This window comes from Vibrio cortegadensis (assembly GCF_024347395.1).
GTDB lineage: Bacteria > Pseudomonadota > Gammaproteobacteria > Enterobacterales > Vibrionaceae > Vibrio > Vibrio cortegadensis.
Map to the genome: position 1 here is coordinate 2,618,710 of NZ_AP025472.1, position 21,944 is coordinate 2,640,653.

Annotated in this window: 22 protein-coding genes and 1 other RNA gene; 7 read left to right on the forward strand and 16 right to left on the reverse strand. The window is 43.8% G+C overall.

Translation table 11 applies throughout. From position 1 onward, the window contains the following. Window positions 1-47 precede the first annotated feature (47 nt). The 8 genes from mraY to rsmI form a co-directional block, all read right to left on the reverse strand. Window positions 48-1,130: a phospho-N-acetylmuramoyl-pentapeptide-transferase gene (mraY, locus tag OCV39_RS12230; protein ID WP_017051076.1), complete on the reverse strand. Its 1,083-nt coding sequence runs from the start codon at window positions 1,128-1,130 to the stop codon at window positions 48-50. Continuing rightward, window positions 1,127-2,521: a UDP-N-acetylmuramoyl-tripeptide--D-alanyl-D-alanine ligase gene (gene murF, locus OCV39_RS12235; RefSeq protein WP_261888544.1), complete on the reverse strand. Its 1,395-nt coding sequence runs from the start codon at window positions 2,519-2,521 to the stop codon at window positions 1,127-1,129. Before murF ends, mraY begins: the two co-directional genes overlap by 4 nt. Further along, window positions 2,518-4,005 carry a UDP-N-acetylmuramoyl-L-alanyl-D-glutamate--2,6-diaminopimelate ligase gene (gene murE, locus OCV39_RS12240; protein ID WP_261888545.1) on the reverse strand — a complete coding sequence of 496 codons (1,488 nt, stop codon included), beginning with the start codon at window positions 4,003-4,005 and terminating at the stop codon, window positions 2,518-2,520. The genes murF and murE overlap by 4 nt, the downstream gene beginning before the upstream one ends. Window positions 4,006-4,051: 46 nt before the next feature. Next, complete coding sequence (locus OCV39_RS12245) at window positions 4,052-5,797, reverse strand: penicillin-binding transpeptidase domain-containing protein (RefSeq protein ID WP_113799452.1); 1,746 nt, start codon at window positions 5,795-5,797, stop codon at window positions 4,052-4,054. Beyond that, window positions 5,794-6,111 carry a cell division protein FtsL gene (gene ftsL / locus OCV39_RS12250; protein WP_113799454.1) on the reverse strand — a complete coding sequence of 106 codons (318 nt, stop codon included), beginning with the start codon at window positions 6,109-6,111 and terminating at the stop codon, window positions 5,794-5,796. The genes OCV39_RS12245 and ftsL overlap by 4 nt, the downstream gene beginning before the upstream one ends. A 23-nt stretch (window positions 6,112-6,134) precedes the next feature. After that, window positions 6,135-7,085, reverse strand: a complete 951-nt coding sequence (rsmH, locus tag OCV39_RS12255; RefSeq protein ID WP_136994167.1) for a 16S rRNA (cytosine(1402)-N(4))-methyltransferase RsmH — start codon at window positions 7,083-7,085, stop codon at window positions 6,135-6,137. A 207-nt stretch (window positions 7,086-7,292) separates the two neighbouring features. Further along, window positions 7,293-7,702: RNase P RNA component class A (rnpB, locus tag OCV39_RS12260), an RNA gene on the reverse strand. A gap of 114 nt (window positions 7,703-7,816) precedes the next feature. Next, entirely contained in the window at window positions 7,817-8,683 is an 867-nt protein-coding gene (gene rsmI / locus OCV39_RS12265) for a 16S rRNA (cytidine(1402)-2'-O)-methyltransferase (RefSeq protein ID WP_113799457.1), read from the reverse strand. Window positions 8,684-8,745: 62 nt separating this feature from the next. On the opposite strand from rsmI, the gene OCV39_RS12270 reads away from it, so the two are divergent. Genes OCV39_RS12270 through OCV39_RS12285 form a run of 4 tightly spaced genes read left to right on the forward strand, consistent with a single transcriptional unit; the run spans window position 8,746 to window position 12,108 of the window. Further along, window positions 8,746-10,557: a penicillin-binding protein activator gene (locus tag OCV39_RS12270; protein ID WP_261888546.1), complete on the forward strand. Its 1,812-nt coding sequence runs from the start codon at window positions 8,746-8,748 to the stop codon at window positions 10,555-10,557. Continuing rightward, window positions 10,544-10,912 (forward strand): YraN family protein, encoded by a 369-nt coding sequence (locus OCV39_RS12275; protein WP_261889518.1) that lies wholly within the window; start codon window positions 10,544-10,546, stop codon window positions 10,910-10,912. Before OCV39_RS12270 ends, OCV39_RS12275 begins: the two co-directional genes overlap by 14 nt. Window positions 10,913-10,915: 3 nt before the next feature. Further along, window positions 10,916-11,506, forward strand: coding sequence for a phosphoheptose isomerase (locus OCV39_RS12280; RefSeq protein WP_017051085.1), 591 nt, complete (start codon window positions 10,916-10,918; stop codon window positions 11,504-11,506). An 11-nt stretch (window positions 11,507-11,517) separates the two neighbouring features. Further along, window positions 11,518-12,108 (forward strand): BON domain-containing protein, encoded by a 591-nt coding sequence (locus OCV39_RS12285; RefSeq protein ID WP_017051086.1) that lies wholly within the window; start codon window positions 11,518-11,520, stop codon window positions 12,106-12,108. Between the two features lie 109 nt (window positions 12,109-12,217). Here the strand turns inward: OCV39_RS12285 and sspB are convergent, their stop codons facing one another. From sspB to zapE, 8 genes are all read right to left on the reverse strand, one after another. Next, complete coding sequence (gene sspB, locus OCV39_RS12290) at window positions 12,218-12,694, reverse strand: ClpXP protease specificity-enhancing factor (protein WP_170961606.1); 477 nt, start codon at window positions 12,692-12,694, stop codon at window positions 12,218-12,220. A gap of 26 nt (window positions 12,695-12,720) precedes the next feature. Further along, window positions 12,721-13,356: a stringent starvation protein SspA gene (gene sspA / locus OCV39_RS12295; RefSeq protein WP_017051088.1), complete on the reverse strand. Its 636-nt coding sequence runs from the start codon at window positions 13,354-13,356 to the stop codon at window positions 12,721-12,723. An 86-nt stretch (window positions 13,357-13,442) separates the two neighbouring features. After that, window positions 13,443-14,180, reverse strand: a complete 738-nt coding sequence (locus OCV39_RS12300) for a cytochrome c1 (RefSeq protein ID WP_017051089.1) — start codon at window positions 14,178-14,180, stop codon at window positions 13,443-13,445. After that, complete coding sequence (locus tag OCV39_RS12305) at window positions 14,177-15,442, reverse strand: cytochrome b (protein WP_017051090.1); 1,266 nt, start codon at window positions 15,440-15,442, stop codon at window positions 14,177-14,179. Before OCV39_RS12305 ends, OCV39_RS12300 begins: the two co-directional genes overlap by 4 nt. After that, window positions 15,442-16,032 (reverse strand): ubiquinol-cytochrome c reductase iron-sulfur subunit, encoded by a 591-nt coding sequence (gene petA, locus OCV39_RS12310; RefSeq protein WP_113799466.1) that lies wholly within the window; start codon window positions 16,030-16,032, stop codon window positions 15,442-15,444. The genes OCV39_RS12305 and petA overlap by 1 nt, the downstream gene beginning before the upstream one ends. Before the next feature lie 332 nt (window positions 16,033-16,364). Continuing rightward, window positions 16,365-16,757 (reverse strand): 30S ribosomal protein S9, encoded by a 393-nt coding sequence (gene rpsI, locus OCV39_RS12315; protein ID WP_004740758.1) that lies wholly within the window; start codon window positions 16,755-16,757, stop codon window positions 16,365-16,367. Between the two features lie 15 nt (window positions 16,758-16,772). Beyond that, the gene (gene rplM, locus OCV39_RS12320; RefSeq protein ID WP_017051092.1) at window positions 16,773-17,201 is read right to left on the reverse strand and encodes a 50S ribosomal protein L13; all 429 of its coding nucleotides are present in this window, start codon (window positions 17,199-17,201) and stop codon (window positions 16,773-16,775) included. Between the two features lie 261 nt (window positions 17,202-17,462). Further along, window positions 17,463-18,566, reverse strand: coding sequence for a cell division protein ZapE (gene zapE, locus OCV39_RS12325; RefSeq protein WP_261888547.1), 1,104 nt, complete (start codon window positions 18,564-18,566; stop codon window positions 17,463-17,465). A gap of 153 nt (window positions 18,567-18,719) precedes the next feature. On the opposite strand from zapE, the gene zapG reads away from it, so the two are divergent. The 3 genes from zapG (at window position 18,720) to degS (ending at window position 21,912) form a co-directional block, all read left to right on the forward strand. Then, window positions 18,720-19,154: a Z-ring associated protein ZapG gene (gene zapG / locus OCV39_RS12330; RefSeq protein WP_113799470.1), complete on the forward strand. Its 435-nt coding sequence runs from the start codon at window positions 18,720-18,722 to the stop codon at window positions 19,152-19,154. An 89-nt stretch (window positions 19,155-19,243) separates the two neighbouring features. After that, a complete protein-coding gene (locus OCV39_RS12335; RefSeq protein WP_261889519.1) occupies window positions 19,244-20,611 on the forward strand; it encodes a DegQ family serine endoprotease in 1,368 nt (455 codons plus the stop codon). 236 nt (window positions 20,612-20,847) lie between these two features. After that, entirely contained in the window at window positions 20,848-21,912 is a 1,065-nt protein-coding gene (degS, locus tag OCV39_RS12340) for an outer membrane-stress sensor serine endopeptidase DegS (protein ID WP_017051096.1), read from the forward strand. Window positions 21,913-21,944 lie beyond the last annotated feature (32 nt).

Below are 21,944 nucleotides of genomic sequence, written 5' to 3' on the forward strand. Positions count from 1 at the left end.
ACCAATAAGAAAACGAGAAGCAATCGACGTGATTGCTTCTCATATAATTAACGTACTTTTAATGTCGCTAAACCAATAAGCACCAGCACCATTGAAATGATCCAGAAACGCACAATAACGCGTGGCTCTGGCCAACCTTTAAGCTCGTAATGATGGTGAATTGGAGCCATGCGGAAAATACGCTGACCACGCAATTTATAAGAACCGACTTGAAGGATCACCGACAGCGTTTCCATTACAAAGACGCCGCCCATGATCACGAGAACTAACTCTTGGCGAACCAATACCGCAATTGTGCCTAACGCACCACCCAAAGCAAGCGAGCCCACATCACCCATGAATACTTGAGCTGGATAAGTGTTAAACCATAAGAAGCCTAAACCAGCGCCAACCATTGCCGTACATACGATAACAAGCTCTGATGTATATGGAATATATGGGATATGCAGATACTCGGCGAAGTTAACATTGCCTGTCGCCCACGCAATAAAGGCAAAACCCGCTGCAACTAAAACCGTAGGCATGATCGCTAGGCCATCTAGCCCATCAGTCAGGTTCACCGCATTACTGGTTCCGACAATCACAAAGTAAGTCAGTACGATATACAGCAGGCCAAGTTGCGGCATCACATCTTTAAAGAATGGGACAACCAATTGTGTCGCTGCCGTATCGTGACCGTGAGCATAAAGCGCAAACGCCACGACGAGTGCTATCGCTGACTGCCAAAAATACTTCCAACGAGCCACTAAGCCATCGGTATTTTTGCGTACGACTTTACGGTAATCATCGACAAACCCAACGGCGCCATAACCCAGTAACACCGCCAAGACGGCCCACACATATGGGTTAGAAAGATCAGCCCAAAGAAGAACCGTAATCACAATCGCAGCTAAGATCATCACGCCCCCCATTGTTGGGGTTCCGCGTTTACTAAAATGAGATTCTGGACCATCGTGACGAACCACTTGACCAATTTGCATCATTTGTAGACGTTTGATCAGTCTTGGCCCCATCCACAAAGATAAACTAAGGGCGGTGATAACACTGACAATCGCTCGAAATGAGAGATATTCAAACAAGCGAAAAAATGAAAAATATGGCTGTAGTAACTCAGCAAGCCAAATGATCATGAAAAGTTCTCCTTAAGTCCAGCAACAACTTGGCTCATACCCGCGCTATTCGCACCTTTAACTAAGAGAGTATGAGTTGAATCCTGATGTTCGCTGAGATACTGCTTAATATATGTGATCATGCTGACATGATTATCAAAATGAAGGCCATGACACACCTGACTGATAACCTTTGTATCCTCACCATAAGTGAGTACATGTTCGAATTCAAATGGGGCAGCATATTCACCGACTTGGTGGTGAAGTGCAAGGCTTTCATCGCCTAATTCCGCCATATTGCCCAAAACGAGCCAGCGTTCACCACTGAAACTTGCCAGTAATTCAACCGCGGCTTTCATCGCAGGCACACTCGCATTGTAGCTATCATCAATCAGACGAATACTCTTCGATAGTGATTCGGCCTCAACACGGCCTTTTACTTTCAATAAATTGGCGAGTCCTGATTGGATCTCTTCAAGGTTAGCGCCAAGCTCTACGCTCAAACAAGCCGCAGCCAATGCATTAGAAACATTGTGAGATCCAATAATTCCGAGCTGAATGGCAGCATGTCCTAACGGAGAGTGAAGAGTAAAACTCGCTTCTCCATTATCATTTAAGTTGATATCCGTTGCGTAAAAATCCGCTTGGTCATTGTTTACTGAGAAAGTCACGACCTGTTTATTTGCGAGTACCTCATCCCAGATTTCGCCACCATTGCTGTCTAAATTTACAATCGCGGTTTGCGAAGCATTTAGGCCTTGATAAATTTCACCTTTGGCCTGCTTAACACCATCAAGTGAACCAAATCCTTCGAGATGCGCCTCAGCCACATTGTTCACCAATGCGACATCAGGGTTAACTAAAGCGGTGGTATATTCAATTTCACCAATGTGGTTAGCACCCAGTTCAATCACAGCGTAATCATCGGTTTTTTGTGCGCGTAGCAAGGTGAGAGGAACACCAATATCATTATTGAAGTTTCCCGCCGTGAAAAGAACATTGCCCTTAGGCATTAAAATGCTCGCAACCATCTCTTTCACGGTGGTTTTTCCGCAACTGCCTGTAATAGCAACTGTAGGCGTTTTGCTTTGTTGATGGATCCAAGCCCCAAGCAGACCCAGCGCCAATTTTGTATCTTTCACTACAATTTGAGCGGGAGCGGCAACTGCGGGATCATCAATAATGATTTCACGCTCTACTAAAAGGGCCTTAGCCCCTGATTTAACCGCTGACTGACAAAAATCGTGCGCATCAAATCGTTCACCAACTAATGCGACAAACAGAGCATTTTGTTCAATGTTTCGTGTATCCGTCGATACTGAAGAGATGGTGATATCACTTCCGACTAGAGTTGCGGCTAGCGATTGATCGTTGAACTCGGCAACAAGCTGGCTTAAAGAGAATGAAATCATAACGCTAATCCTAAAAGAGACTGAGCGGTCTCACGATCTGAATAATGAACCGTATCATGGACTAGCACTTGGTAATCCTCGTGGCCTTTACCCGCGAGCAGAATGATGTCGTTCTCTCCTGCGTGAGTAAAGGCATACTCAGCGGCTTTGAATCGATCATGTTCCACTATCGCCAGATCCGGTTTTTCTAATCCGCCCAACATATCTTGTACTATTAACCCGGGGTCTTCACTGCGTGGATTATCATCGGTTAATATCGCTTTATCTGCGAGCTTCTCAGCAATAGCAGCCATCATTGGGCGCTTACCTGTATCACGATCGCCTCCGCAACCAAAAATAGCCCACAACTGACCATTACAATGTACACGTAGTGCCGATAACGCTTTCTCTAAAGCATCAGGAGTATGAGCATAATCCACAACTAACTTAGCGCGGTTTTGAGTTTGAAATAACTCCATACGACCAAGTACAGGTTTCAGGTCCGCAGCAGTTTGTAATAGGTGCTGCTTATCAAAGCCCAATGACAGTAATGTCGCCAGCGCTAGCATCACGTTGCAAGCATTGAATTCTCCAATCAATGGCGCATGCAAACGCCCTTCCCCCCAATGCCCATTGAAGTCGATCGTAATGCCTGACTCCGCGTATTCAATGTGCGTCGCCCAAATAGAAGGGCGCGATGAACAAGGTGATTTTAATGACACAGCAATCGCATTTGGCACCGATTCGATCCATTCAGCACCTACACTGTCATCGACATTGATAATGGCGTTCTGACACTGATGATGAGTAAAGAGGCTTAACTTAGCCTTCGCGTACTCTTGCATGGTGCCATGGTAATCCAGATGATCACGGCTGAGATTAGTAAAGACCCCAGCCGAAAAACCTAATGCTTTCACTCGACCTTGAACTAACCCATGAGAGGATATTTCTAGAGACGTATATTTCGCCCCCTGCGCAGCAAGTTGACTTAAGGTATGCTGGATCTCAATGGCATTTCCGGTGGTATTCGCGGCAGGTTGCAAATCATCAAGGAAGCCATTCCCCGTTGTTCCCATCACCGCAGATTTAACACTTAAAAGCTCAAGCCACTGGGAAATTAACTGAGTAATGGTCGTTTTACCATTCGTCCCCGTCACACCAATCAATGATGATGTTGAGGCGCTATATAAGCGGCCAGCCAACTGAGAGAGATGAGCATTAAGTGAATCAATATAGACAACCATCACCTCTGATTGAGTCTCAATGCTAGCGTGAGGATGTTGTTCATCGGCTTGGGCAAGCACAAGATTAGCACCTTGAGCGATCGCTTTTTCTATATATTGACGCCCATCAACGGCGTGACCGATGATCGCAACAAACGTATCTCCCGATTGCACTTTACGGCTGTCTAACTCTAAGTGCGTTACGATAACCTCATTAGCGGTGGTTTTGCTGACATCAACCCAAGGTGAAATCAGTGAAGTCAAACTCATGCTATAGCTCATAACCATTTCCATATATCGATGTTGTGTAAAACCAGTCACACTATGACTAGTTTTGAAATTGATTCTCATCCGGAGCTACATTTAAAATCTGTAGCGCGCTTTTCATTATTTCTGAAAATATCGGAGCAGCGACGGAACCACCATAATATTGATCACCCTGGGGTTCATTCACCATAACCACCAGCGAAACTCTTGGATTACTGACAGGAGCCACGCCTGCAGTGTAAGCAAAGTATTCATCACCATAACCGCCTGAAATTGCTTTACGTGATGTCCCTGTTTTTGCAGCTACTCGATAACCCGGTACTGCTGCTTTGGTCGCTGTGCCTCCGGGCTGGGTCACCCCTTCGAGCATCTCTAAAACCCGTTTTGCGTTTTCACGATCCGCGACTTGGTGTACTAAATCTTGCTGGTTACTATCAATAATGTGGATCGGTTGGTACTCACCGTAATTTCCTAGCGTAGCGTAAGCATGCGCTAACTGAATCGGAGTAATAGACAAACCGTAACCGAACGCAAGGGTGGCGATTTCAAACTTAGACCAACGACGACGGCTTGGAAAAATACCCGACGTTTCACCCACAAGGTTTAAACCCGACTCTTCTCCTAAACCGACAGAAGCATACATGCCTAACAAAGCTTCAAGAGGCATATCCAGAGCCAGCTTCGTCACACCAATGTTACTGGATTTTTTCAGTATCGTAGCAAGATCGGCTTTGCCCACTTTGGACGTATCTCTGACTCGGCTACCACCAATGCGCATGATCCCTTCACCCGTATCAATAACGGTATTCATGTCTGCAGTGCCATTTTCTAATGCCGCTAGCACAACAAAAGGCTTGACCGTGGAGCCGGGCTCAAAAGCATCGGTGATCACTCGGTTACGCATTTTGTAGCTTTGTAAATTAGAGCGATTATTCGGGTTGTATGACGGCGCATTCACCATCGCCAGTACCGCACCGGTTTTAACATCTAATAAAATGGCCGAAGCAGAAGTGGCACGGTAATCCGCAACTCCCTGCTTGACCGCTCGGTAAGCAATAGCTTGAAGGCGCTGATCAATGGTCAGTTGCAGTGGTTTACCCTCTTCTCGCTCTTCAAGTGCGATATTCTCAACCACTCGACCATAGCGATCTTTCCGGATTGTTCTCTTACCCGCTTCTCCAGTTAACCATTTATCATAACTGCGCTCGACACCTTCGAGTCCATGCCCATCAATTCCGGTTACACCAATTAGGTGAGCACTCACTTCACCAGCCGGGTAATAACGGCGGGATTCCGCTTTCAGCCCAATACCAGGAATCTTTAGCTCACGAATATACTTCGCCATCGCAGGACTAACTTGGCGTTGCAGGTAAATGAAACGGCGTGATTTATTAGAGGCAACTTTATTGAGTAAACCTTGGCGGTCTAAGCCGAGCACATCAGCAAGAGCAAACCAACGATCTTTATTCGCTAACCCGTCTTCTTTATAAATAGTAACAGGATCAGCCCATACCGCTTCAACAGGTACACTTACCGCTAAAGGTTCACCGTTGCGATCAGAAATAATCCCACGAGCGGAAGGCAAGGCTTTCACTCGTACAGAACGAAGATCGCCTTGGCGAATAAGATTGTCAGGTTCAACCACTTGGATGAAAGCAAGACGACCTATCAATGCAGAAAAGATAAGGAATATAAACGCGAGAACAATATTAAAACGCCAACGAATAAGGATCGGCGAGTCCTCAGGCTTGGTTTTTGCGCTTGATTTTGACTTGGTAAGTGCTGATGGTTTTTTAGGAGATATCATTGGAGAGAAATGACCACTTCCTTATCTGCATCTGGCCGCTTCATCAGCAACTCAGACTTAGCCATTCTTTGAACTCGGCTATGCTCAGCAAGGGCATTTTCTTCAAGCATGAGGTTTCGCCATTCATTGTCTAAATGCTCACGTTCAACAAGCGCTTGATCTTTGGCTGAAATAGCTTGGCGTGAAGTATGAGTCGCAAACACCACGCCCATCGCACTGGCAAAAATTAGCATCAACAACAGCAAAGGGACTCGACCTACGGTAAATAGGTCAAGAACGATAATTTTGGCCAAGTTAGGAGATGTTTGCTTCATAACACTGTGATATCGGAATCAGGTTACAGCTTTTCAGCAAGACGAAGTACTGAACTACGTGAACGAGTATTCCCATCCACTTCATCCGCTGATGGTTTGATCGCTTTGCCTACCGGTTTTAAATCTGGGCTTCCAAGGGCTTTGATTTGTGCTTCTGTCATTGGAATGCCATGAGGTACTTGTGGCCCTTTACTCTCTTTACGAATAAAGCGTTTCACCATACGATCTTCAAGAGAGTGGAAACTGATTACTGATAGACGGCCTTCAGGAGCAAGAATGCTCGCTGCGCCTTTTAGTGCAGTATCAATCTCTTCTAATTCACTGTTAATATAGATTCGAAACGCTTGGAAACTACGAGTTGCCGGGTGTTTTTTCTCTTTAAAGTTTTTCGGTGCTGCATCTGAAATCAATTTAGCAAGTTGACCTGTGCGAGTCAGTGGCTCTTTCTCTTCATCATCACGGTGCGCAACAATCGCCTTAGCAATACGGCGAGCATGTTTGTCTTCACCAAACTCACGGATCACCCAAGTAATATCATCAAGATCAGCCTGTGCAATCCATTCTGATACTGGCATTCCAGACGTTGGATCCATACGCATATCGAGTGGACCATCTTTCATAAAGCTAAATCCGCGCTCGGCATCATCTAACTGTGGAGAAGAGACACCAAGGTCAAGCAAAACGCCATCCACTTTTCCAACTAAGTCGTAACGTTCTGCATATTCTGCCATTCCAGAGAATGGGCCGTGAATAATGGTAAAGCGAGGATCATCAATTTTCTGCGCTTCTGCGATCGCTTGTGGATCGCGGTCGATACTGAATAATCGACCATTCTCACCCAGCTTAGATAAGATTGTACGACTGTGACCACCACGTCCGAAAGTTCCATCGATGTAAGTCCCATCTGGCTTAATCGCCAAACCATCAATTGACTCGTTTAGTAGTACAGAAATATGTTGGAATGATTCAGTCATAGTCTTCTCATTGAACGGATTAAGCCACTTTTCAGGCGCAGATTTCTTATCAGAAAAAGCTTTAGTGTACTGATTTCACGCTTAAGCGCTACTACTAGTGCCTGATATGTGGTGACATTACGCCAGTTTAAGGCAATAAAAATTTCTTACGTCAATAAAACGCAAAAAACCCATCATTACTAATGAAGTAATGATGGGTCTCGGAATAGGTGGAGTTGACATCATAAGCCGGGTTCTGTACCGCTTGCACGGTGATAGCCATTCGTCTAGGCCAGCAATCGCTCACTGGCTCAAGCAACCTACCCGCTTCCTTACGCGAGCAGCGCAATGTGGAAGCCTATTTGGTCTTGCTCCGGGTGGAGTTTACCTTGCAACGCACTGTTACCAGACGTCCGGTGCGCTCTTACCGCACCCTTTCACCCTTACCTGTGCTTACTTCCCTACTCCGAAGAATAAAAGAAGATTAAGCCATCGGCGGTTTTCTCTCTGCTGCACTTGTCGTGGGCTCGCGCCCCCCAGGCGTTACCTGGCACCCTGCTCTATGGAGCCCGGACTTTCCTCCCCTCCATCAGTCTCCCGAAGGACATCAATGAAGCAGCGACTATCCAGTCAACTCCGCGGCGGATTGTAACGGGTTCAGGTAACAGTTACCAGTACAAATGTGATCTAAGACGCTCAGGAGAACTCAAACGCTCAATTCATAACCACCCTTACTTAGCGTGGCACTCAGATCAATCGGTTATATTCTCCAATCCCCATTTATACAGCGCATTTTTTTTCAGGCTATATATCTCAGCTGTCATCGCTGCGGCCTTTTTCAATGGTAGCTCTTTGGTCAAAATTGTTAATGTGCGAGTGACTTCTGTCGGAATGGTGTCATCTGATGTACTGCGGAAACCATGGATAAGTAGCACCATTTCTCCACGTTTTCGATTATCATCCTCTGCAATCCAATCAATTAATTCACCCAATGGTGCGCCATGAATGGTTTCAAAGGTCTTAGTAATTTCTCTTGCGAGAACGACTTCACGCTCTGGGCCTAAAACCGCAAGCATATCCTGCAGTGAATCCGTGATACGATGTGGGGATTCGTAGAAAATACAAGTGCGCTCAGCTTCTGCAATTTCTAAAAATTTATCGCGACGCCCTTTACTCTTCGCAGGTAAAAAACCTTCGAAGCTGAAGCGATCAGAAGGTAGACCAGAAGCACTCAACGCGGTGATCACTGCACAAGCGCCGGGTAAGGGCACAACTTTAACACCCGCTTGACGACATTTTGTTACCAAGTGATAACCTGGATCACTGATTAAAGGGGTTCCCGCATCGGAAACTAATGCGATAGACTGTCCTTCAAGCAACTTATTGACGAGTAATTGAGCTTTTTGCTGCTCATTGTGATCATGTAAAGCAAACGTTCGAGTTGGAATATTGAAGTGTGCAAGTAGCTTACCTGTGTGGCGAGTATCTTCCGCAGCAATGATATCAACACTCGATAGCACCTCGATGGCGCGTTGGGTTATATCACCCAAGTTACCAATTGGGGTGGGTACAATATAGAGAGTTGGGATCTCAGCTGGCAAGGTTTTGTTATCTGTCATTTGTTTACCATCACTTCAACGATTAATATAGAGACAATTTTACACGGAATTATAAAGAACTCATGGCAATGATGAACCATAAGAGAATTAGTGTACCACGCTTACTGACGCCAATTGCATTAGCAATTACATTAGCAGCTTGTTCTTCTAAGCCTGCTGCTCCGACTTACGTGGATATTACCTTAGATCCGACGCAATCGGCACAATCTTACATTATGCAAGCAGATAGCACTCAAGGCAGCTTGCAAAATGATTGGCTCATCATGGGTTTAAAGGCCGCTATTCGAGCTCAAAACAGTGAACAGGCATCGCACTTAGTAAAACGCCTTGCCAAACAGAATCTTTCTCAAGTACAGCAAGCGGAATGGCAACTTTCTCGTTCAACTCTTCTGCGGAACAATGCTCAGCCAACTCAAGCTTATGCGCTACTGAATTTTCAAGAGTGGTGGCAACTGCCTGATGAGCAGTGGAAAGACTATCACCAATTAAGAGCAGAGCTATTAGAAGAGATGGCTCAATACTTTGAAGCAAGCCGTGAATTAGTGTTGGCTTCTGAACTTATGCCACAAGAGCAGCAAGCGGTGATTGCAGATCAAGTTTGGCGTAATCTCAACCAGTACTCACAGTATGAGATCACTTCGCTAATTGCTGAGCCAAATGAGTTCGTGTTAGATGGCTGGCTACAACTTGCTATCTATATGAAAACACTCAATGAAAATGTTCCTCAGCTTAAAAACACTCTGGAACACTGGTTAGCCGAAAATAGCGATCACCCTTCAGCGATCTACACTCCGCAAGCCATTCAAGAAATTTTAGAGTTAGAGATCGTACAACCCGTTAGCACCGCACTGCTATTGCCATTGTCAGGTAAATACGCGAAACAAGCTCAACTGGTTCGTGATGGATTTATCATGGCGATGATGGAAGATTCGAATCGAGATCCTAATGCGACACTGACCGTTCTTGATACCAATACTCAAACAGCTCAAGAGATCAAAGCGACTCTCGTCAATAACAACGTCGACTTTATCGTTGGTCCGCTGATTAAAAGTAATATCGAACGATTGCAGGAAGCGCAATCACACGTCGACAAACCGATCCCTGCTTTAGCGTTAAATATTCCTTCACAAATTGAGAATGGAACTGACATTTGCTACCTAACCTTGTCACCGGAACAAGAGGTTGCCCAAGCGGCAAAACACCTGTTTACTCAAGGCTATCAGTATCCATTAATCTTAGCGCCTAAAGGTAAGCTAGGAAGTCGAGTGCTCAACGCATTCGAGACTGAGTGGAAAAAATACAGCAAAAACAAGGTCGCAGTGAGCTTTTTCGGTGATAAGCGCCAACTGCAACGAAATATCAATTCGGTTTTCGGTCTACAAGAGAGCCAGCAGCGCATCGCTCAAATGGACGCTTTGTTGAATTTAGATATGGAGACTCAAGCCCGCAGTCGTCGTGATATCGACTCTGTCTATATTGTGGCAAAGGGTTCTGAGCTAACCTTGATTAAGCCTTTCATTGAAGTTGCGGTTAACCCTGACACAAAACAACCTAAGCTATTTTCTAACTCAAGCAGTCACAGTGGCAAAAAGCAGTATGAAGATCTTACAGGCGTGATTTATAGTGATATTCCAATGCTAATCAGTGATGACAGTAAACTTGAAGCTCAATTAGACACATTATGGCCTAAACACTTGAACCCTGAAAAACGTCTTCAAGCCCTTGGAATGGACGCGTATCAATTGATGGGGGAACTCCCACAAATGAAAGTGGTCGATAACTACAGCATTCAAGGTAAGACAGGCGTTCTGAGTATTAACGAGCAATGTGTTGTGCAAAGCGAAATTAGCTGGGCAGAACATGGGGCTCTTTAGCCGCCGTCAGATAGGAAACCAATATGAAGCTCTGGCAAAAAAGCATTTATGCAGCCAGGGCTTAACTTTTGTCGAACAAAATTTCACAGCGAAATGTGGCGAAATCGATCTTATAATGCGAGATCAGCAAACGATCATATTTGTCGAAGTAAAGTTTCGCAAAAACACTCACTATGGTCATGCGGCTGAAATGGTGACACCAAAAAAAATGCACAAGCTGATAAAAACAGCACATTTATGGTTGCTACAACAGAACCTTTCAGTTCATTCAACTAACTTTCGTTTTGATGTTGTTGCTATTGAAAATAATAGCCACAATATTGATTGGATAAAAAACGCTATTACCCAAGGATAATCGATGCTAGACAGCATTAAAGAAAGCTTTACAGAAAGTATTCAAATTCAAATTGCAGCAGCAGAAGCGCTACCCGATGCCATTACTCACGCAGCACAAGCGATGGTCGCAAGTTTGCTCAATGGTAACAAAGTGCTTTGCTGTGGTAACGGTGGTTCAGCCTCAAACGCACAACAGTTCGTTTCATGCCTACTGAATCGCTTTGAAACAGAGCGTCCAAGCTTACCTGCAATGGCGCTTACAGCTGACACAACCACGCTTACCGCTGTCGCTAATGATTACCACTATGAAGAAATTTTCTCGAAGCAAGTAAGAGCTTTTGGACAACCGGGTGATTTGCTACTCGCTATTTCAACTAGCGGTAACAGCAAAAATATCATCAAAGCAATGGAAGCGGCTGTAACTAGAGATATGACTATCATTGCTTTTACAGGCAAAGATGGGGGAGAAATGGCTGGCCTACTTGGCGAACACGATGTTGAAATCAGAATACCATCTCATCGTACCGCTCGAATTCACGAAGTTCATATGGTCACATTGCATTGCTTATGCGATCTTGTCGATCAAGTTCTTTTTCCCGCTCATGAAGAGTAGAGAGAAAAATCATGCGCTTACTAAAAACATTTAGCCTCATCCTGATTGCCTTCAACTTAACAGGCTGTGCGGGATTATTCATTGCAGGAGCCGCCACAACTGCAAATTTAGTGACCGATACACGAAGCACCCAAGAGATTTGGCAAGATAATAATCTTGAATTTGAAATCGCAGCAATTGGCAATAAAGCGCCATTTAAAGGGCAAGTTCGTATCACCGCAAGTTCATATCACGGTACTGTTGTTTTAATGGGACAAGCAAGCACTGCAGAGTACCTAAATAACTTTGAAAATAAGGCTCGAGCTATCGATGGCGTGAACGTTATCCATAACCAAGTCAGAGTGAAAACGCCATTAAGCGTCACCGAAATGAGTACGGACAGCTGGATCACCACTAAAGTTAAATCTGCTCTGTTAACCGATTCAGAACTCAATGGGGTCAAAATAAAAGTCATTACTGAAGATAAAGAGGTATTCTTGTTAGGTTACGTCTCTCACCAACAAGCTGATATTGCGACAAAAATCGCACGTAACATTTCTGGCGTCAAACAAGTTATTAGAGCTTTTCAGTACGCAGAAGACACGGCATCCACCGCAGACTAATGCTGATAGAATAATACTGACAGAATAATGATTCATCAGTGTTTTTCAGACACAAAAAAAGCAGCTTATCGCTGCTTTTTTATATCCAGGTAAATACTCTCACCTGAATTTACTTAATGACTCTTAAGCTTGGCTTGCCTTTCGGTCTTGGTGGCTCTGAATCAGGTTCAGGTGCTTCACCTTCTTCGATTTCAGAACTTGCGACACTTAGTGTTGGAGCCTCATCATTTTCAAAAGGTGACTCTTCGATCCCTTCTTCCAATGCCTCCATGTACGCTTCTTCTGGTTCAAACATCGTTCCTGCTCCATTTTCACGAGCATAAATAGCTTGAACAGCATACAAAGGTACAATCACTACGTGTGGGCGACCACTAAAACGAGCATTAAAGGTGATAGCGTCATCACCTAGCTCTAACTGCCCCACCGCGCGAGGCGCAATATTCAAAATGATCTGACCATCTTGAATAAACTCTTCTGGAACACGAACCCCAGGAAGAGTGGCTTCAACCACAACATGCGGTGTTAATTCATTATCAACCAGCCAGTCATAAAATGCTCGAAGCATATAAGGACGACGTGGTGTCATTTTTGCGATATCCATGAACTCGACCGTTAGTGAGTTAAACGCATCTCACGTTCAGCTTCAGTTAAAGATGCTAAGAATGAATCACGTTCAAATACGCGGTTCATGTAAATCTTAAGTTCTTTAGAACCAGGACCAATAAGTTCAATACCTAGTTCAGGCAAACGCCATAATAGAGGAGCTAGGTAGCAATCGATCAAGCTAAATTCTTCACTCATGAAGTACGCATATTCAGCGAAAACAGGACCAAGAGTTAGAAGGTCATTACGAAGCTTAACGCGTGCCGCTTCAGACTCTTCAGCATTGCCTTTTACGATTTTTTCAGCAACTGAGTACCAGTTACGTTCAATTCGGTACATCATTAGACGGCTATTGCCGCGAGCTACTGGATATACAGGCATCAATGGTGGATGAGGGAAACGCTCATCTAGATATTCCATGATGATCTTTGAATCGTATAACGCTAGTTCGCGATCAACCAGAGTCGGTACTGATTTGTAAGGGTTAAGTTCAATTAACTCTGCTGGTAAATTTGCTTCATCAACAAGTTCAACTTCAACACTTACGCCTTTTTCAGCTAGAACAATACGAACCTGATGGCTATACATATCAGATGCACTTGAGAATAGAGTCATCACAGAACGTTTATTGGCAGCTACAGCCATGGAGCCTCCGGCAGTTACAGATAAAAAAACAATGGAGGCTAAGCCTCCATTGCACATTTAATAATTAGCACGAAATGATAGCACAATTAGTGCACATCACGCCAATACTCTTTCTTCAGCAATACCACTACGATAGTGAACAATACTAAGAAAGCCATTACCCACCAACCTAACGCATGACGCTCTAATTGAACAGGGTCACCTGAGTACTCAAGGAAGTTCACTAAATCACGAACCGCATTGTCATACTCGCCTGAACTTAGCTCACCAGTACCGTCTGTCTCGATATCGACAATAACCTGAACTTCTTCACCATCAACCATATGCGTTTCAAACACGGCACTTGGGATACCTTGAAGCTCTTCAAGAACGTGTGGCATACCAACGCTTGGGAATACAGTGTTATTCACGCCAAATGGACGCGAAGGATCTGCATAAAAAGAGCGTAGATAAGTGTATAGCCAATCCGTACCACGAACACGAGCAACCAGAGTCAAGTCTGGTGGCGGAGCACCGAACCAGTTAGCGGCCTGTTTTGGTGGCATTGAATTAACCATCAAGCTACCGATTTTTGTCTCAGGGTCAAAAATCAGATTCTCTTTCATTAAATCAGCAGGAATGCCCAAGTCCGTCGCAACACGTTCATAGCGTTGGTATTGAGTTGAGTGACAACCAAGACAGTAGTTAGCAAAAAGCTTCGCACCATTTTGTAGTGATGCTTTATCACTCATATCATTATTCGCACTATCTAAGTGAACGCCTGCACCAGCAGCTAATGCTAAAGATGGCAGCATTGCAAATAGTATTACAATCCATTTTTTCATTTGAATTTCACCCTCTTTGGTAATGGTTTCGTCGCTTCATTTTTGCTGTAAACGAAAAGCAGAACGAAGAACATGAAATAACCTAAGCTAAATATTTGAGCCAGTAGTGTATATGTCGGCGTTGCAGGCAGTGCACCTAAAATACCCAGCGCAATAAAGCTGATGGTGAATTGAATAATGTTAATTAGATGCAGTTTGCTACGGTAACGGTATGAACGTACTTTACAACGATCAAGCCATGGTAGTAGGAATAGCACAACAATCGATGCGCCCATTGCAATAACACCAATGAGTTTATCTGGAACCGCACGCAAAATTGCGTAGAACGGCGTGAAGTACCACACAGGAGCAATGTGTTCAGGAGTCTTCAGCGGGTTTGCAGCTTCAAAGTTTGGTCCTTCTAGGAAGTAACCGCCCATTTCAGGGTTGAAGAACAGAACGTAACAGAAGAAGAACAAGAACCCAGCAATGCCGACCATATCTTTAACCGTTCCATAAGGATGGAATGGAATAGAGTCGATAATGTCGTACTTCTTAGTGTAGTTTTCGTGGAACTTGAATTGCGTTTTGTAATCGTCGCCCATACTACCTTTAGGAAGTTTGGTTTCAATTCCGTCTGGGTTGTTTGAACCCACCTCATGCAGCGCAAGGATATGCAATACAATAAGTAGCAACAGAACGATTGGCAGCGCAATTACATGCAAGGCGAAGAAACGGTTTAGTGTCGCACCAGAGATAATGTAGTCACCACGGATCCAAAGCGTTAAATCGTCGCCAATCACTGGAATTGCACCAAATAGCGAGATAATAACTTGAGCTCCCCAGTAAGACATTTGTCCCCATGGCAATAGGTAACCCATGAAAGCTTCAGCCATCAGCACTAAGAAGATCAACATACCAAATAGCCACAAGAGTTCACGAGGCTTCTGGTATGAACCATAGATAAGACCACGGAACATGTGTAGATAAATCACAACAAAGAATGCTGAGGCTCCGGTGGAGTGCATATAACGCAACAACCAACCATACTCAACATCACGCATGATATATTCAACCGATGCAAACGCGCCTTCACCAGATGGTACGTAGTTCATTGTTAGCCATACACCAGTTAAGATTTGGTTAACCAAAACAAGCATTGCTAATGAACCAAAAAAGTACCAAAAGTTGAACGTTTTTGGCATTGGATATTCTGATAGATGCTTTTTATAAGCATCCATCATTGGTAATCGTTTTTCGACCCAATCAAGTAGTCCTTGCATTACGCATCTCCCTCATCAATACCGATCATGATCGTCGTATCACTTAAATACATATGCTTAGGCACAACGAGGTTCAACGGTGCTGGTACTCCTTGGAAAACTCGGCCAGCCATATCAAACTTAGAACCATGGCATGGACAGAAGAATCCAGATTTGACACCTTGAACTTGTTCCGCAAAAGAATCAGGTAAATAAGTAGGCGAACAACCTAGGTGTGTACAAAAGCCAACGGCAATGAAAAACTCTGGCTTAATTGAGCGGTAAGCATTTTGAGCATATTCAGGCTGTTGTTCTTCCGTTGATGAAGGGTCTCGTAACTGTTCATTAATTGAATCAAGGTTTTTTAGCACTGATTCTGCGCGGCGAACCACCCAGACAGGCTTACCTTGCCATTCAACACGAACCATCTGACCAGCTTCAAGTTTACTAACATCAACTTCCACCGGAGCACCTGCCGCTTTCGCTTTAGCACTCGGGTTCCATGATTTAATAAAAGGAACGGCTACCGCTGCTGCTCCCAAACCACCAACAACTGCTGTTGTTGCGGTTAAGAAACGTCTACGACCGTTATTTAAAGGCGCGTTGCTCATCCAAACATTCTCCCATTTGCTCCTTTTGGATTATTATTATTCCGCTTACAGAGCATGGCTAACAAAAGTATAAATTTAGTTCTATTTATTAATGCGAAATGATAAATAAAACCCTACTTTTTGACAAGATAAAGCTACCTTTTTGTAACAATCGTAAGGTAAATCGCCTATGAGGTCACAAAAGAGGCAAAATTCTAAGAATAAGAAATGAAGTTGAACGGGGAAAAGGATTTAGCAGATGCTTAAACGACAAAAAGCTCGGCATATAGCCGAGCTTCGAACCACAATTCCAGTAATAAAACTGGAGCGTGAACTTTTCTGTAAAAGAAAAATTAACGCTTAGAGAATTGAGGTTTACGACGTGCTTTACGTAGACCAACTTTCTTACGTTCAACGCAACGAGCGTCACGCGTAACATAGCCAGCTGCACGTAGAGCAGGACGTAGAGTTTCATCGTACTCCATAAGAGCGCGAGTGATACCGTGGCGGATTGCGCCAGCTTGACCAGAAATACCACCACCAGAAACAGTGATGTAAAGGTCAAGTTTTTCAGTTAGTTCAACTAGCTCAAGAGGTTGTTTAACAACCATACGAGAAGTTGGACGACCGAAGTAAACATCAAGGCTACGCTTGTTGATTACGATCTCACCGCTGCCCGGTTTGATGAAAACACGAGCTGCTGAGCTTTTGCGACGACCAGTGCCGTAGTATTGATTCTCTGCCATTTTCAAGATCCCCGATTAGATGTCTAATACTGTTGGTTGTTGAGCAGTATGGTTATGCTCAGTACCAGCGTAAACTTTAAGCTTACGGTACATAGCACGGCCTAGAGGGCCACGTGGTAACATACCTTTAACTGCAAGTTCAAGAACCATCTCTGGTTTCTTATCGATCAGCTTTTCAAAAGTGATAGATTTAAGACCACCAGGGAACTCAGAGTGACGGTAATACACTTTACCTTTAGCTTTGTTACCAGTTACAGCAACTTTCTCAGCGTTAACAACGATGATGTAATCACCAGTGTCTACGTGAGGAGTGTATTCAGCTTTATGTTTGCCACGAAGGCGAGATGCAATTTCACTTGCTAGACGGCCAAGAGTTTTACCTTCAGCGTCTACTACATACCAGTCGCGTTTTACAGTTTCTGGTTTAGCAACGAAAGTTTTCATGCTAATAATTACCTATTAAAAAAATTTACACTTAAAGGAACAAAATAAATTTGTCCCCACTGTCTAAGAGTACCCAGTCATCACCCCTTCGAGTGTTGGAGACTCTTGGCTTAGTCAGATTTGACTCATAACTAGAGGCCCGCAGTAACGGTAGGTCGCAGGATTATAGAGAAGAGCGAAGAAAAAATCATCTCTTTTTGAACATAATCACGAATTATTTTCTTCTTATAAGGTAAGCGTGATCGAGTTCTTCTCTTTATCTTACGCTAAATGCTCTTTTGCTAAGTAATCATGACTCTGCATTTCGATTAATCGCGACTGACAACGTTTAAATTCAAACTCCAAAATCCCATGGGTATAAAGCGCTTCCATCGACACTTCGGCTGAAATAATGAGTTTCACGTTACGTTCATAGAATTCATCCACTAACGCAATAAATCGCCTTGCTGCATCATCAATCGTTGTACTCATCTGAAGAACATCCGCAAGAAGCACAGTATGATAGATTTTCGATAACTCAATGTAATCATTTTGGCTACGCGCCGATTGGCATAATTGCTCAAAGGTAGCGTGCAATACGCCATCGCTCGCTTCGATAACATCAATGGTTCTATGATTGATTTCTACTTGCTGTAACTTCGCTTTACCCTCTCCTACAAACTGCTGATAGTAATGGAACAAATTACTATTCGCCTTTTCATCCAAAGGGTAGTGATAGATTTCAGCTTGTTCTAATGTTCTTAAACGGTAATCAACGCCACTATCCACATTTAATGTCTGGCAGTGCGTTTGAATCAACTCAATCGCAGGGAGGAAACGAGCACGCTGTAAACCATTACGATAAAGATCTTCAGGTGGGATGTTAGAGGTTGCGACCAATATAACGTTACGCTCGAACAGTGCTTTTAACAAAGTGCCCAGAATCATTGCATCAGTAATATCTTTCACAAAGAACTCATCAAAGCAGATGATTTCAGCCTCTTTTTTAAATGCATCAGCCACCTTATCTAAAGGGTTTTCTACCTCACTTAATGCTTTTAACTCATCATGAACTCGATACATAAATCGATGAAAGTGCACTCTCATTTTCCGCTCAGTAGGCAGAGCATCAAAAAAAGTATCCATTAAGTACGTTTTACCACGCCCAACGCCACCCCAAAAATATAATCCTTGCGGAGGCATTGGCTCAGTCGCCGATTTCCCCAGTAATTTTTTAAACCGACTAGGTTGGATCACTGGTGTATTTAAATACGTCTGAAAGTCATGAAACAACACATCTAAGCTTTCAACGGCTTTCTCTTGAGCAGGATCCCGCAGGAAACCTAATTGCAGAATGTCTTGTTCATATTTTTGTATTGGGGTCATAGGAGCACTACCAGAATAAGGTCGAGGTCAAACAGCTATCACAGCGTACATGTATTTTTCTTTATTGGCTTGAGCACTCATAGTACCATGTGAACGGGACATGTGTAACCAAACGGTAAAATACATGTTAAAAAACAACAATAAGGAGCGACTATGCCTTGGATTTACGCCATTGTTGGCTTGCTAGTTGGTGCAATTTTAGGAATTGTGATTTCTCGACTAACTACCCCTCAATATAAGAAGCAGAAAGTGATGCAGAAAGAACTCGATTCTGCAAAATTTGCTTTAGAACAACAACGTCAGGAGCTTGCGGATCACTTTGCGCAATCAGCAGAGATGCTTGATACACTCGGAAAAGATTACACTAAGCTATATCAACATATGGCGAAAACATCTTCTGAGTTACTTCCCAATACTCCTGAGCAAGAGAACCCCTTTGTAAAAACCATCGCTCAGCACTCTGATGAAAAAGAGAACTCACAAGAGCAGCAACCAAAAGATTATGCTCAAGGGGCGACAGGGTTATTTAAAGATGCTGAAAAAGAGATTATTGAAGCACCCGAAGCGGTTACTGCTAAAGCCTCGTAACATTTGAGCGTTGATTAATTCATCGCAACGGTGAACTTTGCAAAGGTTTTTGAGTCATAACTCTCACGAGAATAAAGAGGAGTTATATGATGAAAAAACCTTTGCTTGTATTATCAACACTGACTTTAAGCCTCAGTTCAATCATCACAGCGTTGCCCGTTACCGCTGCCCTACCGCTAGTTGTAGATGGTGTGCAAACCCCTAGCCTTGCTCCTATGCTGGAATCGGTTACCCCTGCGGTTGTTAGTATTGCAGTGGAGGGTAAACAAGTCTCACGCCAGCGTATTCCTGAACAATTCCAATTCTTTTTCGGCCCTGAATTCCCAACAGAGCAGTTAAAAGAGCGCCCTTTTCGAGGGTTAGGCTCTGGTGTCATTATTGACGCGAAACAAGGCCATATTGTCACCAACTATCACGTCATCAACGGTGCTGAGAAAATTCGAGTTAAGCTGTTTGATGGCCGCGAATACGATGCAGAACTGATTGGTGGCGATGAAATGTCCGACGTTGCGTTACTCAAATTAGAGAGCGCAAAAAACCTTACTCAGATAAAAATCTCTGACTCAGACAAACTTCGAGTCGGTGACTTTACTGTCGCGATTGGTAACCCATTTGGCTTAGGTCAAACGGTCACATCCGGAATTGTGTCCGCATTGGGTCGTAGCGGCTTGAATCTAGAAAATTTCGAAAACTTCATTCAGACCGATGCGGCGATCAATAGCGGAAACTCGGGAGGCGCGTTAATTAACCTTAATGGTGAACTCATCGGCATTAACACCGCCATCTTAGGCCCGAATGGTGGCAATATTGGGATTGGATTTGCCATCCCTTCTAATATGATGAAAAACCTCACAGACCAAATCCTAGAGTTTGGCGAGGTGAAACGTGGCATGCTGGGTGTTCAAGGGGGAGAAATCACATCTGAGCTTGCACAAGCTCTCGGTTATGAATCGAGCAAAGGTGCTTTTGTCAGCCAAGTGCTACCTGATAGTGCTGCAGATAAGGCTGGACTCGTTGCTGGTGATATTATCGTATCGGTAAACGACAAAAAAATAGATACTTTCAGCGAATTGCGAGCAAAAGTAGCCACCCTTGGCGCAGGAAAAACTATTTCACTCGGTATTATTCGAGACGGAGAGCAACGTAGCTTTGATGTCACTCTAGGTGAAGCCGCGAATAACAAAACTCAGGCTGAAACATTGCATCAAGGCCTCAAAGGTGCAGAGCTAACCAATACCAATGAAGGCAGCGCAATATCCGGCGTGCTTGTCTCTCAAGTAGTAGAGGGGTCACCAGCAGCAGGTTACCAATTGCAAAAAGATGACATCATTATTGGAGTTAACCGCCAACGAGTCAAAAACATAGCCCAACTAAGAGCTATTTTGGAACAGAAACCGAGTGTGTTAGCTTTAAACATTCAGCGAGGGGACCGAACTATCTACTTAGTCGTTAGATGATTTAAGTCCTCAAATAGCTTTCAACTGTTGTAATAAGTAGTCAAACGGAGGTGATTTAAATGTCACTTCCGTTTTCTATTTGCTCACTCAAAACCTTTCCTACTTGCTCACTATCTTGAGGTTTCTTGGGATTGGCTAAAGTGCTATGCTTCTCAAACATATATATCCATTTTATGTTTTAAATTGTGATATTTTGCCGCTTTCTAATGTAAAGCATTCAACCTCTTGAGAAGTCTATGCTGAATTTTTTCTTACGTTCAATAGCTCTTGGCCTAATTGCCGCGGCCATTATTTTAGCTGCAGTGCCATCATTACGCTCAAACATTGTGCCTAAAGATATTGTGCTACCAGCAACGGACATCAGCACTTTGCAAGTCTCTTTCAACCAAGCGGTTCGCAAGGCAAGCCCTGCCGTTGTCAATATATACAGCCGCCAGTATGTGGAGAATGACCGCAGTAAATTATCAACTCAGGGCTTAGGTTCTGGAGTAATAGTCAGTGAAAAAGGCTACATTATTACCAACTATCATGTAGTCGCAAAAGCGGATCAAATCATTGTCGCACTGCAAGACGGACGAGTCGCTGCTGCCCAATTAGTCGGTAAAGACAGACGAACTGACATAGCTATTTTACGAGTGGAAGGCACCAATCTTCCCGTCATTCCACAAAATCCAAACTACAATGCCAAAGTCGGTGATATTGTTCTTGCCATTGGTAACCCATATAACTTAGGTCAAACGACGACTTTTGGTATTATTTCGGCTACTGGCCGCTCATCGATCAGTGCTGACGGACGACAAGCATTTATTCAAACGGATGCAGCCATCAATGAAGGTAATTCTGGTGGCGCATTAGTCAACACGCAAGGCGAACTCGTCGGGATTAATACCGCCTCATTCCAGCAGGCAACAGAGTTAGAAACATATGGTATTTCATTTGCCATTCCCTTCAAGTTAGCCAATAAAATCATGGAAAAAATCATTGCAGATGGACGAGTGATTCGTGGCTACATTGGTATTGATGGACAAGATATTACCGCAGTGACCTCTCGCCTTCTTGGTAATGATAATGTCGGTGGTATTGTGGTTCTAGGCATGGACCCAAATGGCCCAGCGGCAGATGCTGGGTTTGAAAAACAAGACATCATATTGAGCATCGATAATCACAAAATTAACGGCCGTCAGAGTGTCATGGATATCGTGACCGATCTTAGACCAGGAACGACTGTAGATGTATTGGTATTAAGAAAAGGTGAGGAAATTACCCTGAAAGTGACCATATCGGAAGATACTAGGCGTTAAAACGACCGCCACCTTTTCCACTGAATATTCGG